This window comes from Actinomyces sp. HMSC08A09 (genome assembly GCF_001807465.1).
GTDB lineage: Bacteria > Actinomycetota > Actinomycetes > Actinomycetales > Actinomycetaceae > Actinomyces > Actinomyces oris.
The window spans coordinates 24,002-38,568 of the sequence record NZ_KV789159.1 but is presented as its reverse complement, the minus strand read 5'-3'; the positions used below and the strand labels follow the sequence as shown (position 1 = coordinate 38,568).

The following is a 14,567-nucleotide window of genomic DNA, read 5'->3' as shown; positions in this document are numbered from 1 at the left end:
GAGGCCGGTGCGGTACCCCCTGTGGGGCTCGAACCCACGACCTTCGGATTAAAAGTCCGCAGCTCTGACCAACTGAGCTAAGGGGGCGTGCCGACGGCCGGAAGCAGAGTCCAGACGCCATCGGCAGGGGCCAGCATAGCCGGACAACCGACCGCGGTGTCGAACCGGCCTCGCCGTCGGCCGGAAGTGAACCCATGGGGGAGCGCCCACGCTCCCGCGAGACAATGGGGCCGTGCGTCGTCGCCGGCGCGCCCGCACCGCGTGAGGAGTCCCCATGGCCCGCCAGTTCCACCGCCCCGCCCGACTCGACCCCGAGGCCGCCGAACAGATCGAGGGCAGCACCGACACCGCCGTCGCCTCCGAGCTCGCCCACCGCGCCGCCCAGGCCCTCATCGGCGGCTTCCCCGGCACCGAGACCGAGGACGACCCCATCACCCGCTCCGGCATCGTCGCCGCGGTCGCCACCAACGGCATCGACGACATCGCCGAGCTGTGGGCCGACTCCCCGGCCACCACCCTGCCCGGCACCCTGTGGCGCCTCTTCCTCGTACGCGAGTGGATCCGCCGCGACCCCGAGCTCGTCGCCCGCCGCTACGCCACCGTCATCGACCTCACCGAGGCTGACGACGCCACCAACGCCCGCCTCGAGTCCGCCCTCGGCGAGGCGCGCCCCGCGCCCTCCCCGACCGACCTGCGCGAGCGTCTCGACGCCGTCCTGGCCGGCAGCGTCGAGGGCTCCGTTACCGAGATCGCCCCGCTGCTGAGCGCCACCGCCGGATTCCTGCGCGCCCTGGCGGCCGGCTCCAACCCCGTGTGGATCGAGGACGACACCGACGAACTCGCCGACCGCGTCACCCGCCGCGACTCCGCCCTCCTGGCCACCGCCGACGAGCTCACCGACGCCGCCCGCCGCGCTTCCGCCGGACTCCTCGACTGAGAGGGCCTTGCGCAGGGGCGATCCGGGCGCGAGATGTCCAAATCGGATACAAAGGCCCGAAGTAAGCGCGCGTAGGCGGATCAGAACCGCATGATTCCGCGGTTCTGTTGATGGCGTGAAGAGTGCGCAAGCTCCTTTGTCTCCGATTTGGACACGATCGGCACCATTGGCGAGATCATGCGCGCTTCGTTGGACGAGACGTGGGGGAGCGCGCAGCGGGGGCGCCTACCACCCGTGAGTCCCAAAGAGTGGGCGTGAGCGGCGGCGCCTCGCATATTCGCCGAACTGGGGCAGACCCCCGCCCCACAAGGCCGCCCGGACGTGGGACCATGTGGCCATGACCAACGACGCCCCCCACTCCGCCCCCACCCCGCTCTCCCGCTTCCTGGGCGGGTGGATGCGTCACCCCAGCCCCCAGGAGCCCGAGCAGGTGCCCGACGACGCCGAGGCGACCGAGGCTGCCGAAACTGTTGAAGCCGCGGAAGCCACTGAGGCCGCCGAGTCGGCGGTCTCGCCCGAGGCTGCGAGCACCGACGGACCGGCCGTCTCCGCCGAGGTCCCCGGTCCCGACGCCCAGGGCGAGCCCGACGCCACCCCGACCGCCCCCGGCGACTCCTCCACCGGTGGCGAGACCCCCGCGGGGCAGGAGGTCCCCGAGCGCGCCGAGGCCCCGGAAGAATCAGGCGGCCCGGCCGACTCCACCAACCCCGACGACCCCGAGGGCGCCGAGGAGACGGTTGAGGAGGAGCACGTCATCGAGGTCGCCGACCCGCGCGACTTCGCCGATGACTCCGGCCCCCAGTACGAGGATGAGGACTTCGACGACATCGTCGACGGCGAGGCGGCCCCCGCCCCCGGCCCTATCGGCATCGCGACCCCCGCCATCGCCCCATCCTCCATCACCTCCGCCAGCTCGCACTCGGCCCCGTCTGCCGCCGAGGCCCAGGCGGCGCCGGCTGCCGTGGCGCCGGGGGACCCGGGTCTGCCCGCTCCCGGCAGCGCCCCCAGTGCGGGCCCCGCCGCCGGCTCCGCCAGCGCCCCCTCCGCAACCTCCTCACTGAGCGCGGCCGGTGTGGCCGGTGCCAGCGCTGCCGACGCCGCGGCCTCAGCCGCTTCCGCCGACACCGCCCAGGTGGACCCCGAGGACCTCCTGCCGCCCCTGGAGTCCTTCAAGAACCGCTTCATCGACCGGGAGCTGACCTGGCTGGACTTCAACGAGCGCGTCCTGGAGCAGGCCGAGGACCACACCCTGCCCCTGCTGGAGCGCGCCTGGTTCCTGTCGATCTTCTCCTCCAACCTGGACGAGTTCTACATGGTGCGCGTCGCCGGGCTCATGCGCCGCATCAAGGCCGGCATCACCCCGGTGCGCGCCTCCGGCCTGGACGCCCACCAGGTCTTGGCCCAGGTCACCAGCCGCACCAAGGAGCTCACCGCCCGCCAGGCCGCCCTCTTCCAGGAGGACATCCGCCCGGCCCTGGCCGAGCACAACGTGAAGATCCTGGGCTGGGACGAGCTCAACTCCGACCAGCAGGAGCGCCTGACCCGCTACTTCCGCCACCAGATCTACCCGGTCCTCACCCCGCTGGCGGTCGACCCCTCCCACCCCTTCCCCTACATCTCGGGCCTGTCCCTCAACCTCGCCGTCATCCTGCGCAACCCGCGCAGCGGCAAGGAGCACTTCGCCCGCATCAAGGTGCCCGACTCCCTGCCGCGCCTCATCCAGGTCCCCGGCCGCGAGCTCGACGCCGCGGACAAGGCCGCCGGCTGCGCCGTCATCCCCATCGAGATCGTCATCGGCCAGCACCTCGACCACCTCTTCCCGGGCATGGACATCCTGGAGCACCACCTCTTCCGGGTCACCCGCAACGAGGACCTCGAGGTCGAGGAGGACGACGCCGAGAACCTCCTCAAGGCCATGGAGAAGGAGCTCGAGCGGCGCCGCTTCGGCGACTGCGTGCGCCTGGAGGTGGAGGACACCATCTCCTCCTTCACCCGCCGCTACCTGGTGCGCGCCCTGGGCCTCAAGGGCGACGACGTCTTCGAGCTCCCCGCCCCCCTGGACCTGACCTGCCTCAACCAGCTCCACGACCTGGACATCCCCGATCTGAAGTACCCGCGCTTCGTGCCGGTGACGGCCGCGGGCCTGGCCGCCTACGAGTCCTCCTCCGCGCCGGACGTCTTCGCCGCCATGCGTGAGCACGACGTCCTGCTGCACCACCCCTACGACTCCTTCTCCACCTCCGTCCAGGAGTTCGTGGCCCAGGCCGCCGCCGACCCCAAGGTCCTGGCCATCAAGCAGACCCTCTACCGCACCTCCGGCGATTCCCCGATCGTGGACGCCCTCATCGAGGCCGCCGATGCCGGCAAGCAGGTCGTGGCCATCGTGGAGATCAAGGCCCGCTTCGATGAGGAGGCCAACATCTCCTGGGCCCGTAAGCTCGAGCGCGCCGGCGTCCACGTCGTCTACGGCATGGTCGGCCTCAAGACGCACTGCAAGTTGCTGCTCGTCGTGCGCCAGGAGTCCGACGGCCTGCGCCGCTACTGCCACGTCGGCACCGGCAACTACCACCCCAAGACCGCCCGCGGCTACGAGGACCTGGGGCTGCTGACCTGCGACCGCGACGTCGCCCAGGACCTGACCACCCTGTTCAACCAGCTCTCCGGCTACGCCCCGCGCGCCCGCTTCCGCCGCCTGCTCGTGGCCCCCCGTGGCCTGCGCGACGGGCTCGTGGAGCACATTGAGCAGGAGATCGCCAACCGTAAGGCCGGCCTGCCCGCCTGGATCCGCATCAAGGTCAACTCCATCGTCGACGAGACCGTCATCGACGCCCTCTACCGCGCCTCGCGCGCCGGGGTGCCTGTCGATATCGTCGTGCGCGGCATCTGCGGCCTGCGCGCCGGCGTCGAGGGCCTCAGCGAGAACATCCGCGTGCGCTCGATCCTGGGGCGCTTCCTGGAGCACTCGCGCATCTACGCCTTCGCCGGCGGCGGCCAGACCGAGCTGTTCATCGGCTCGGCCGACCTCATGCACCGCAACCTCGACCGCCGCGTCGAGGCCCTCGTGCGCATCACCGACCCCGCCATGGTCGAGGACCTCGAGTGGCTGGTCACCCACTGCGCCTCCGACGACGTCGCCTCCTGGCACCTCCAGCCCGACGGCTCCTGGAAGCGTCGTCTCCTCGACGCCGAGGGCAACCGCCTCGAGGACATCCAGGACAGCCTCATGGCCCGGGCGCGCTCGCGCGTCAAGGGCCGGCACTGAGACGGCCGTGCCATGAGCCCGTCCAGCAAGAAGAACCGGTCGCGCGAGACCGTGAAGGCCGCCGGTGCCCTCGTGTGGCGTGAGAACGGCAAGCACCTCGAGGTGCTCCTGGTCCACCGCCCCCGCTACGACGACTGGTCCATCCCCAAGGGCAAGGTCGAGCCCTGCGAGTCGGTGCGCACCTGCGCCGTGCGCGAGGTCGCTGAGGAGACCGGCGTCCAGGTCGTCCTGGGCCAGCCCCTCAGCCGCGTGCACTACAAGATCGCCGACGGCTCGCGCAAGGAGGTCCACTACTGGGCCGCCCGCGTCGCCCCCGAGGCCTCGGCCGCCGTCGCCGCCCGCTGCACCGTCAAGCCCGCCTCGGCCAAGGAGATCGACGCCGTCGAGTGGCTGCGCGTGGGGCAGGCCCGCAAGCGCCTGACCTACTCCTACGATCGGGACCTGCTCGGCGAGCTCGTCGACCTGTGGGAGGACGGCAAGCTCGACACCTGGACCCTGGTCCTCGTGCGCCACGGCCGCGCCGTCAAGCGCTCCGTGTGGAACCGCCCCAAGGAACGGGACAAGGAGACCGACGAGGCCACCCGCCCCCTGACCCACGACCAGGGCGAGACCCGGGCCCGCGCCCTCGTCCCGATCCTGGCCGCCTACGGGGTGGGGCGCGTCCTCACCAGCCCCTGGAAGCGCTGCGTGGACACGGTCGCCCCCTACGCCGCGGCTGCGGGCCTGGACCTGGAGACGGCCGGGGCGCTGACCGAGATGGCCCACGCCGAGAGCCCCAAGGGCGTGCGCTCCGTGGTCAAGAAGGTCCTGCGCGTGCGCGAGGAGCCGACGGCGCTGTGCACCCATCGGCCCGTCCTGCCCACCATCATGGAGGTCGTCTCCCAGTACGCCCCCGGAAAGCTCCTGCGCTCCGTGCCCGACCGGGACCCCTGGCTCAAGACCGGCGAGATCCTCGTGGTCCACATGGCCCGCCGCCCCCGCGGCAAGATCCGCGCCGTCGCCATCGAGAAGCAGCGCCCCGTCCTGTCCGAGGGCCGCTGACCGGACCACTGCCCTGCGCACGGGGCCTCACAGTGACGGTCCTCATAGGGAGTGTTTACCAACCGTTTACCCCGGTCACCCGGAACCTTCATCCGGGGCGCCTATCGTGACCGCTGCCTGACAATCACCCGGTATCCGACTGGACCCCCGACCCCCTCTGACTGAGCGAGGAGAGCCCGTGCTCCTGACCCGTCGCGGCGCCCTGGGCGCCCTGAGCGTGGCCACCCTGACTGCGCTGACCGCCTGCGGGCGCGACGCCGGCGCCGCCGACCCCAACGCCTCCAGCGACCTGGTGGGGGAAATCCGCGGCGCGGGCGCCACCTCCCAGTCCGACGCGCAGGACGCCTGGATGAACACCTTCATGGGCGCCAACCTGCGCGCCACCGTCGACTACGCCGGCGGTGGCTCCGGGGCCGGGCGCACCAAGCTCGTCGAAGGCGCCGTCGACTTCGCCGGCACCGACACCCCCATGACCGCCGACGAGATCGGCCGGATCGGCGGCGCCGTCGAGCTGCCCCTCTACATCTCGCCCATCGCCGTGGCCTACAACCTGCCCGGCTTCACCGGCGAGTCCCACGTCAACATGACCGGCGAGGTCCTCGCCAAGGTCCTCTCCGGGGCCATCACCCGCTGGAACGACCCGGCCCTGGCCGCCCTCAACCCAGGCGCCGCCCTGCCCGACCTGCGAATCATCGTCGTGGGCCGCTCCGACGACTCCGGCACCACCAAGGCCCTGACCACCTACCTGGCCACCGTCGCCCCCAAGGCCTGGCCCCACGAGCCCGAGGAGACCTGGCCGCTGCGCGGCGGCCAGTCCGGCGATGGCACCGCCGGCATGATCCAGACCGTCTCCGCGGCCACCGGCACCATCGGCTACGCCGACGCCTCCAAGGTCCCCGCCACCCTGGGCACCGTCGCCGTCGGCTCCAACGGGGCCTACGTGCCCGTCTCCGCCAAGGCCGCGGCCGCCGCCCTCGATGCCGCCACCCTGGGCTCCGAGGCCGACGAGACCCGCCTGCTCTACCAGCCCAGCCACGACGCCGAGGGTGCCTACCCCATCGTCCTGGTCTCCTACCTCGCCGCCCGCCTGCGCTACGACGACGCCCGGATCGCCGCCGTCGTCAAGGCCTACCTGCGCTTCGCCGCCTCCACCCGGGGGCAGGACGCCTCCACCAAGGCCACCGGCTGCGCCCCCATCACCCGCCAGATGCGCGAGAAGATCAACGCCGCCATCGACAAGATCGCCGCCTGAGGCCGCCAGGCCCGACGCCGCACGCAACCACATGACCAGCCAGCACCCACCCGCCCAGCCGCCGCCCCAGACACCCCGAGGAGGGTCAGCCGTGGCCAGCACCACCGCACCGCCGTCGTCGCCGCCCCCAGCGGGAGCCGCGACCGCCTCCAGCAGTGCCGACGACGCCATCATCCAGCCCGGCAAGGCCCCCGGGCAGGCCGGCAACCGCATCTTCACCGGCCTGTCCTTCGGCGCCGGCACCTTCATCATGGTGGTCCTCGCCCTCGTGGCCGCCTTCCTCATCCGGGAGGCGCTGCCGGCCCTGACGGCCTCGCGCGAGACCCTGGAGTCGGTCTCCTTCATGCGCGACCGCAGCCTGTGGGGCTACGTGGCCCCGCTCGTCTTCGGCACGCTGCTGTCCTCGACCATCGCCCTGGGCGTCGCGGTGCCGCTGAGCATCGGGGTGGCCCTGTTCATCTCCCACTTCGCCCCGCGCCGCCTGGCCCAGGCTCTGGGCTACATGGTGGACCTGCTGGCCGCGATCCCCTCCGTGGTCTTCGGCCTGTGGGGCTTCCTGTGGCTGATGCCGCTGCTCGACCCCATCAACACCTGGCTGAGCGAGCACCTCGGCTTCATCCCGCTGTTCGCCGACTACACGGCCCCGGCCAAGAACATCACCACCGCCTCCCTGGTCCTGGCCGTCATGATCCTGCCGATCATCACCGCCACCATCCGCGAGATCTTCCTCCAGACGCCCACCCTCCAGGAGGAGGCCTCCCTGGCCCTGGGCGCCACCCGCTACGAGATGATCCGCCAGGCCGTCCTGCCCTTCGGCCGCTCCGGCATCATCTCCGCCTCCATGCTGGGGCTCGGGCGCGCCCTGGGGGAGACCATGGCCGTCCTCATGATCCTCTCGCCCGGCATGGGGCTGAACCTGCGTATCCTCCAGGCCGGCCAGCACCAGACCATCGCCGCCAACATCGCCTCGCAGTTCCGCGAGGCCTACGGATTGAGCGTCAACGTGCTCATCGCCACCGGCCTGGTCCTGTTCATCATCACCTTCGCGGTCAACTCCCTGGCGCGGTGGATCATCGCGCGCCGCTCCGAGTTCTCAGGAGCCAGCTGACATGACGCCCACGAACACCCCCGAGCCCCCGTCCGGCCGCAGGTCCGACTCGGCCACCGAGGGCGCCCCCGCGCCCAAGTCCCTCAAGGCCGCGCTCGCGGCCGCCGAGGCCCCGGCCGCCCCCGTCGACCCCCTGGCCGACCCGCCCACCATCGAGGGCGTGCCCCTGACCTCCTATCGCCTGCCCGACTGGTTCATCTGGGCGGCGCTGGGAGCCGCCTTCGTCGTCGTCGGCGGGATCGGCCTGCTGGCCGGATGGAGCATCGCCGCCGTCGTCGCCCTGACCGCCCTGGTGTGGGTGGTGGGCGCCACCGCTGTCTCCTGGGTGCGCGAGGGCGAGCGCTGGGGCCGCAACACCTTGGTGACCCTCCTCATCTACCTGTCCTTCGCCGTCGTCATGGTGCCGCTGGTCTCCCTGGTGTGGATGGTCCTGTCGGGCGGCTCGGCCCGCTTTGGCTACGACTTCCTGACCACCAACATGCGCGGCGCCAACGCCTCCAACGGCGGCTTCTACCACGGCATCGTCGGCACCCTCCAGATCACCGGGATCGCTACCCTCATCTCGGTGCCCCTGGGGCTGTTCACCGCCGTCTTCCTCGTGGAGTACAACGGCGGCTGGATCGCCCGGGTCATCACCTTCCTCGTCGACGTCATGACCGGCATCCCCTCGATCGTGGCCGGGCTGTTCGCCTACTCGATCTTCCTCATCGCGGCCGGTCCCCGCTACCAGGCCGGCATCATCGGGGCCGTGGCCTTAAGCGTCCTCATGACGCCGGTGGTCATCCGAGGTGTGGAGGAGATGCTCAAGCTCGTCCCCTCCCACCTGCGCGAGGCCTCCTACGCGCTGGGCGTGCCCAAGTGGCTCACCATCGTCAAGGTCGTGCTGCGCACCGCGGTGGCCGGCATCACCACCTCCGTCATGATCGCCATCGCCCGCGTCATTGGCGAGACCGCCCCGCTGCTCATCACCGTGGGTCTGACGATCCGCACCAACACCAACCCGCTGGACGGCTCCATGTCCACCCTGCCGGTGCTCGTCTACGACCAGTACTCCCGCGGGGAGGCCGCCGCCATGGAGCGGGCCTGGGCCGGGGCGCTGACCCTCATCATCCTGGTCATGCTGCTCAACCTCGCGGCCCGCCTCATCTCTAAGTACTTCAGCCCCAAGGGCGGCCGGCGCTAGCCCGGCCGGAGCCGCCGGGACCACTGTGCCCGCATCGACCCCAGCGACCCCAGAGCCCTCAGCAGTCCACCTCAGGTAAAGGAACCGACGTGTCCAAGCGCATCGACGTCATCGGCGAGAACATCTACTACGGCGACTTCCTGGCCGTGAAGGACGTCAACGTCGTCATCGAGCCCAAGTCCGTCACCGCCCTCATCGGCCCCTCCGGCTGCGGGAAGTCCACCTTCCTGCGCACCCTCAACCGCATGCACGAGACCATCCCCGGCGCCCGCGTCGAGGGCCAGGTCATCGTCGATGGCGTCAACCTCTACGGTCCCGGCGTCGATGCCGTCCAGGTGCGCCGCGCCATCGGCATGGTCTTCCAGCGGCCCAACCCCTTCCCCACCATGTCCATCGCCGAGAACGTCCTGGCCGGCGTGCGCCTCAACAACCGGCGCATCAAGAAGTCCGACGCGGACGACCTGGTGGAGGCCTCCCTGCGCGGGGCCAACCTGTGGGACGAGGTCAAGGATCGTCTGGACCGGCCGGGCCTGGGACTGTCCGGCGGCCAGCAGCAGCGCCTGTGCATCGCCCGCGCCATCGCGGTCAAGCCCGCCGTCCTGCTCATGGACGAGCCCTGCTCCGCCCTGGACCCCATCTCCACGCTCGCCATCGAGGACCTCATCTCCGAGCTCAAGACGGACTACACGATCGTCATCGTCACCCACAACATGCAGCAGGCCTCGCGCGTGAGCGACATGACCGGCTTCTTCAACCTGGAGGCCACCGGTAAGCCGGGCCACCTCGTCGAGTACGACTCCACGGACAAGATCTTCTCCGCCCCCAGTCAGCAAGCCACCGAGGACTACATCTCCGGCCGCTTCGGCTGAGGATCGAGGGGCCAGGTGTCACGAATGGCGACTTTTCAGGCCGCCTGAGGCCGGTCCGAGCGTCCCCTGATTCACGTCCCCGCAGGTCAGCGCGTGACACGTTGATCCGGGAACTGGTGCTGCGCAGGTAAAAGTCGCCCGGAGTGACACTTCTGGGCGCCGTGCGTGACACGGCGGTGCGACACAGGGGGAAGCGGGCGACAGGCCGCTGGGGAGAGAGGAAGGACGTCGGGCCGGAGAGCGCCAGTCGGCGCGAATGCCGCTCGCGGCGGCTTGAGTTGGAGCCCGGGGCCCGTCACGGCCCGACGCCGTCCACGAGTCTACAGGCCCGGGCTCCGGGCCGCGGCGGTGTCCACCCAGTGAATCCACCCGGCGGTCGGGCAGGCGTTTGCCCCTTGGGTGGGCCGGCCCGGGGCTTCTCAGGCTCCCCGGGGCCGGCGAGCTCAGGTGTCCTCGGGGGCGTCCAGGCGGTAGCCGACGTTGCGCACCGTGCCGATGAGGTTGTCGTGCTCGGTGCCCAGCTTGGCGCGCAGGCGACGGATGTGCACGTCCACCGTGCGCGAGCCGCCGATGTAGTCCTCGCCCCACACCTCGTGCAGGAGCGCGTCTCGGGTCAGGACCCGCCCCCGGTTGGCGGCCAGGAACTTCAGCAGCTCGAACTCCTTGTAGGTCAGGTCCAGGATCGTGCCGCGCAGTCGGGCCGTGTAGGCGGTGACGTCAATGACGAGGTCACCCACGTCGATGCGGTCGTCGTCGGTCTCGTCCACGACCGGGACGTGGGCGCGCAGCAGCCGCAGCCGGGCCGACAGCTCGGCGGGCTTGGCGCCTGCCATGACGAAGTCGGCGGCGCCCCAGTCGATCTGCACCGCGGCGGCGCCGCCCTCCTCCACGATGAGGATGATGGGCGGGCAGTCCATGGGACCGGTGAAGAGCTGGCACAGGGCGCGAGCGCGGGTCAGGTCCCCGCGGGCGTCGATCATGACGACGTCAGCGCTGTCCACCTCCGCGTAGGAGGAGGGCATCGGGGGGAGACACTCCACCGGGGAGTCGAGGAAGGCAGTCGCCGGCAGGACATCAGTGGCGTCACTCTCACGAGTGAACATGATGATCCGCATGGCTGCTCCTTCCGTGGCTCGCGACCAGGAACCGCCGGCGCAGTCGAACTGAGCAGCGGCGATACTGTTGGGACAAGTCAACCACACCTGGTCGCAGGCGGAATCTCCTGGGGCAACGACTGTCCGGATAGTGACCGTCCGCGAGGAGTGCGGGGCGGGGCCGCAGTGAGGTCGCAGTGGGCCCTGCGGCCGCCCGGGTGTGGGACGATGCGTGCTGTGACTACCCACCACCGACGAGCCCAACCGGCCGCGCGCACCCGCAGAGCCTCCCGCGGCTCGCGCCATGACTCCCATGCCGCAGCCGTTCCGACGGCCGCCGGTGGCGCGTCGGACTGGGCCAGCGTCATCGGCGCGGGCGACTCCCACGCCTCGGCCGGGCCCACCGGGTCGGAGGCAGCCGCGGCCCTGGCCGGCTCGGGTGCCTCCGGCGAGACGGCCGCCTCCTCCGACGTTCCAGAGGCGGCCCGCTCAGCGGACTCAGGTGACACTGCCGACCTCGCCGAGGACCTGGGATACGCCACCCGTCGCGCCTCCAACCGCCCCAAGGAGCCGGGCCTGGTGGACCCGGCCTGGACCCGGCTCGCCTTCGCGGGCGTGGTGCCGCTGCTGCTGGCGGTCGGCTCAGTGCTGCCCGGCTGGGTGAGGCTGGCCCTTGTGGCCGTCCTGGTGCCGGCCGCCGCGCAGGGCTGGCCCGCGCTCGTGCGCGCCCGGCACGACCTGGGCGGCACGATCGTCATGACGATCAGCGGACTGTCGGCCGCCGTCAGCGTCTACCTCCTCGACGACATGGGGGTGGCCGGCCTGATCATGGCCTTCTCGATCCTGCTGGCCTTCGTCGGCCAGATGCTGCGCCGCGACGGCCGGCACAACCTGGTCGAGGACCTGTCCTCAACGGTGGCTGGCTGCCTCGTGGCGGTCTCTGGCTCGGCCTGGTGCGCCCTGGAACCGGGACTGGCCGACCCGGCCATTGTCGTGCCCACCTGCCTGGCGCTGTTCGTCGGCGCCGTCCTGACCGTCCTCAACGTGCGCGCCCGGATGTTGGAGGCCCTCACCGTCACGGTGCCGGCCCTGTTCGCCGGCTGCGCCGGCTACGTGCTGGCCTCGGCCGGCTTCTTCGGCCTGTCCCACATCAGTGCGACCGCGGCCCTGCAGAGCGCCGTGGCCTGCGTGGCCGTCGGCTTCGTGGCGGGGGTCCTCATGGCCTCGGGCAACCGTGTCCTGTGGACCCACCGGTGGGTGCCCGGCGGGCGGGCGGCAGTGGCCTCCGCGCTCGTGCCGATCCTGTCGGTCGGCGTGCCGGTCTACGCCATCGCCCGCCTTCTGGGCGGCTTCATCGCCGGCTGAGGGCGGCCGACCGGGCCCGCGAGGTCCTGAGAACGCCACGTCACGGCGGCCGGATGTCCAAATCGGATACAAAGAGACTCCGAGGCCCAGCGGTCACGCGAAGGAACCCTAGAATCATGCGGTTTCATCTGGCGCACTCAGTGCTCCTCACCGCCTTTGTGTCCGATTTGGACACGACAGTGCCGATCCTGCCCGGATCTGCGGCTCCAGATCGCGCCGGAGGCTCAGGGCCCGGCGGATCCGCGCGGTCGGGACGGACCGGCGCGCGTGATGCGGCCCGGGGGACGTCGTAGGCTGCGGGCATGGCATTCACGCTTCCTGACGACCTGGCTCCCGAGCTCTACCCGCTGGCCTGGCTGGCCGGCACCTGGCGCGGCTACGGCATCCTCACCTATGGCGAGACCGTGCCTGAGCAGGCCGTCTACCAGGAGATGACCTTCGACCACGACGGCGGCCCTTACCTGCGCCAGACCACCACCATCTGGACGGTGGACGCCACCCGCTCCAAGAACCTCGACTTCGAGATGCCCGGCCTCCAGGGCGCCTCCCTCCTGGCCCCCGCCCAGATCTGGTCCACCGAGACCACCTACTGGCGGCCCGTCGGCCAGGAGCAACCCGATGGCGCCGAGACCACTGAGCCCGCCGAGGACGACGCCGACACCAAGGGCTCCGGCGGTCCGCTCGTCCCCGTCACCCAGCTCGAGCTCGTCTCGGCCGACCCCGCCGGCCACGTCGCCGTCTGGGAGGGCTGGATCCAGGGGCCGCGCGCCCAGGTCGGTACCCAGGCCGTGGGCCGGGCCCGCACCGCTGTCCCCGTGGAGGAGATGACCCGCATGTTCGGGCTCGTGGGCGGCGACCTCATGTGGACCCAGGACATGGCCGCCTTCGGCCAGAGCGAGGTGACTACTTACGCCTCCGGCCGCCTCGGCCGCGTCGACGACTTAGATGACCCCGCCGCCCAGCCCGGCTCCGCCCTCGACCCGGCTGAGCCGGAGGGCGAGTCCTCCACCTCCTCCTCTCCCACCTCCGACGACGCCGAGCCGACCGTCTGATGCGCACCTCCCCGCTGCTGAACCGCCCCGGCGCCGTCGCCTCCGCCCCGGAGGACCCCGACGGCGCTGTTCCCGCCCACCTCGGCGACCCCGGCCGCGAGCAGGCCGCCCTGGCCGAGGGGCGCGCGGTCTGTGCCCTGGCGCGCGATGTCGTCACCGTCGCCGGGCCGGACCGCCTGAGCTGGCTGACCACGCTGTCCAGCCAGGTGCTCACCGGCCTGAAGCCCGGTGACGGCGGCGCGGAGACGCTGCTCCTCGACGCCCAGGGCCACATCACCCACGCGCTCGCGGCCCTCGACGACGGCCGCACGCTCTGGCTCGTCACGGAGGCCGGCCGCGGCGAGGCGCTGGCGACCTTCCTGGACTCCATGCGCTTCATGCTGCGCGTCGAGGTGACTGAGCGCCCCGACGTTATGGCGCTGGGCGCCCTGGGGGAGGGCCTCGAGGCCCTGGTCCAGGCGGCGCGCGACACCGCGCCGGACGCCTCCGATTCACCGGCCGAGGCCGGTGATGCCGAGCCTCAGGGCTCACTCATCGGCCTGTGCCGCGACCCGTGGCCGGGCGTCGTCGAAGGCGGCACGAGCTACGACGTCGGAGCGGACCGGCCCCATCCCGGCGAGACCTACCGGGGCGGTTTTGTCCTCGTGCCCGCACAGAGCGTGAATGCTGTGGTGAGCACCTTCCTCGCCGCCGGGGAGGGGCGGCGCCTGGCCGGCGCCCTGGCCTGGGAGGCGCTGCGCATTGAGGCCGGCCGCCCCCGCTGGGCCCGCGAGGCCGACGCCCGCGCGATCCCCCATGAGCTGGACTGGCTGCGCACGGCCGTGCACCTGACGAAGGGCTGCTACCCGGGCCAGGAGACGATCGCGCGCACCCTCAACCTGGGCCGGCCTCCGCGCCGCCTCACCGTGCTGCAGCTCGACGGACTCGTCGGCGATCTGCCCCAGCCGGGGGCGAGCGTGCGCATGGGGGAGCGGGCCGTGGGCGCCGTGACCTCCGTGGCACGCCACCACGAGCTCGGCCCCATCGCCCTGGCCCTGCTGCGCCGCGCCGTGCCCGCGGGCGAGCAGCTGACCGTGGAGATCACCGAGGTCGATGAGGCCACCGGCGAGACCATCCCGGTCGGGAGGGTCGACGCCGCCCAGGAGGTGCTGGTCTCCCCCGAGGGGCGCGCTCAGGCCAGTCCGGCCGAGCGTCCCGGTGCGGAGCTGCGCAAGGGCCTGCGACTCTGAGCCGTCTGCGCCCGACTGGTTCCTGATGCCCCGAGCCTGGCTGCTCTGGGGCCCGAGCCCGACGTCTACTCGGTGACGGTCCGGGGTGCTGTCACCCGATGAGGCCAGTCTCTGACGGCCCGTGGCTGATGGAACGACTGTCGGCCGCCACGTGAGGCCACCACTTTTCTCGCTG

General features: G+C 71.6%; 11 protein-coding genes and 1 tRNA gene. 10 read left to right on the top strand and 2 right to left on the bottom strand.

What is annotated here, in order from left to right; translation table 11 throughout:
* Positions 1-13: 13 nt before the first annotated feature.
* Positions 14-87, bottom strand: a tRNA-Lys gene (locus tag HMPREF3165_RS12295).
* A gap of 187 nt (positions 88-274) precedes the next feature.
* Between HMPREF3165_RS12295 and HMPREF3165_RS12290 the strand changes: the two genes are divergently transcribed.
* The 7 genes from HMPREF3165_RS12290 to pstB all read left to right on the top strand — a co-directional run bounded on the left by HMPREF3165_RS12290 (position 275) and on the right by pstB (position 9,652).
* Complete coding sequence (locus HMPREF3165_RS12290; protein WP_070513925.1) at positions 275-937, top strand: hypothetical protein; 663 nt, start codon at positions 275-277, stop codon at positions 935-937.
* A gap of 337 nt (positions 938-1,274) precedes the next feature.
* Complete coding sequence (locus HMPREF3165_RS12285; RefSeq protein ID WP_070513923.1) at positions 1,275-4,199, top strand: RNA degradosome polyphosphate kinase; 2,925 nt, start codon at positions 1,275-1,277, stop codon at positions 4,197-4,199.
* A gap of 12 nt (positions 4,200-4,211) precedes the next feature.
* Complete coding sequence (locus HMPREF3165_RS12280; RefSeq protein WP_070513921.1) at positions 4,212-5,240, top strand: NUDIX hydrolase; 1,029 nt, start codon at positions 4,212-4,214, stop codon at positions 5,238-5,240.
* 178 nt (positions 5,241-5,418) lie between these two features.
* Positions 5,419-6,492, top strand: a complete 1,074-nt coding sequence (gene pstS / locus HMPREF3165_RS12275) for a phosphate ABC transporter substrate-binding protein PstS (protein WP_070513920.1) — start codon at positions 5,419-5,421, stop codon at positions 6,490-6,492.
* 91 nt (positions 6,493-6,583) lie between these two features.
* Positions 6,584-7,600: a phosphate ABC transporter permease subunit PstC gene (pstC, locus tag HMPREF3165_RS12270; protein WP_070513918.1), complete on the top strand. Its 1,017-nt coding sequence runs from the start codon at positions 6,584-6,586 to the stop codon at positions 7,598-7,600.
* 1 nt (position 7,601) lies between these two features.
* Entirely contained in the window at positions 7,602-8,783 is a 1,182-nt protein-coding gene (gene pstA, locus HMPREF3165_RS12265; protein WP_176747061.1) for a phosphate ABC transporter permease PstA, read from the top strand.
* An 89-nt stretch (positions 8,784-8,872) separates the two neighbouring features.
* Entirely contained in the window at positions 8,873-9,652 is a 780-nt protein-coding gene (pstB, locus tag HMPREF3165_RS12260) for a phosphate ABC transporter ATP-binding protein PstB (protein WP_003781705.1), read from the top strand.
* Between the two features lie 443 nt (positions 9,653-10,095).
* On the opposite strand, the gene HMPREF3165_RS12255 is transcribed toward pstB, so the two are convergent.
* Positions 10,096-10,767, bottom strand: coding sequence for a winged helix-turn-helix domain-containing protein (locus HMPREF3165_RS12255; RefSeq protein WP_065361824.1), 672 nt, complete (start codon positions 10,765-10,767; stop codon positions 10,096-10,098).
* Between the two features lie 207 nt (positions 10,768-10,974).
* Between HMPREF3165_RS12255 and HMPREF3165_RS12250 the strand changes: the two genes are divergently transcribed.
* The 3 genes from HMPREF3165_RS12250 to HMPREF3165_RS12240 all read left to right on the top strand — a co-directional run bounded on the left by HMPREF3165_RS12250 (position 10,975) and on the right by HMPREF3165_RS12240 (position 14,392).
* Positions 10,975-12,111: a hypothetical protein gene (locus HMPREF3165_RS12250; RefSeq protein ID WP_070513917.1), complete on the top strand. Its 1,137-nt coding sequence runs from the start codon at positions 10,975-10,977 to the stop codon at positions 12,109-12,111.
* A gap of 302 nt (positions 12,112-12,413) precedes the next feature.
* On the top strand, positions 12,414-13,163 hold the full coding sequence (locus tag HMPREF3165_RS12245; RefSeq protein WP_070513915.1) for a heme-binding beta-barrel domain-containing protein: 750 nt from the start codon (positions 12,414-12,416) through the stop codon (positions 13,161-13,163).
* Positions 13,163-14,392 carry a CAF17-like 4Fe-4S cluster assembly/insertion protein YgfZ gene (locus HMPREF3165_RS12240; RefSeq protein WP_070513914.1) on the top strand — a complete coding sequence of 410 codons (1,230 nt, stop codon included), beginning with the start codon at positions 13,163-13,165 and terminating at the stop codon, positions 14,390-14,392. The genes HMPREF3165_RS12245 and HMPREF3165_RS12240 overlap by 1 nt, the downstream gene beginning before the upstream one ends.
* The last annotated feature ends 175 nt before the right edge of the window (positions 14,393-14,567 follow it).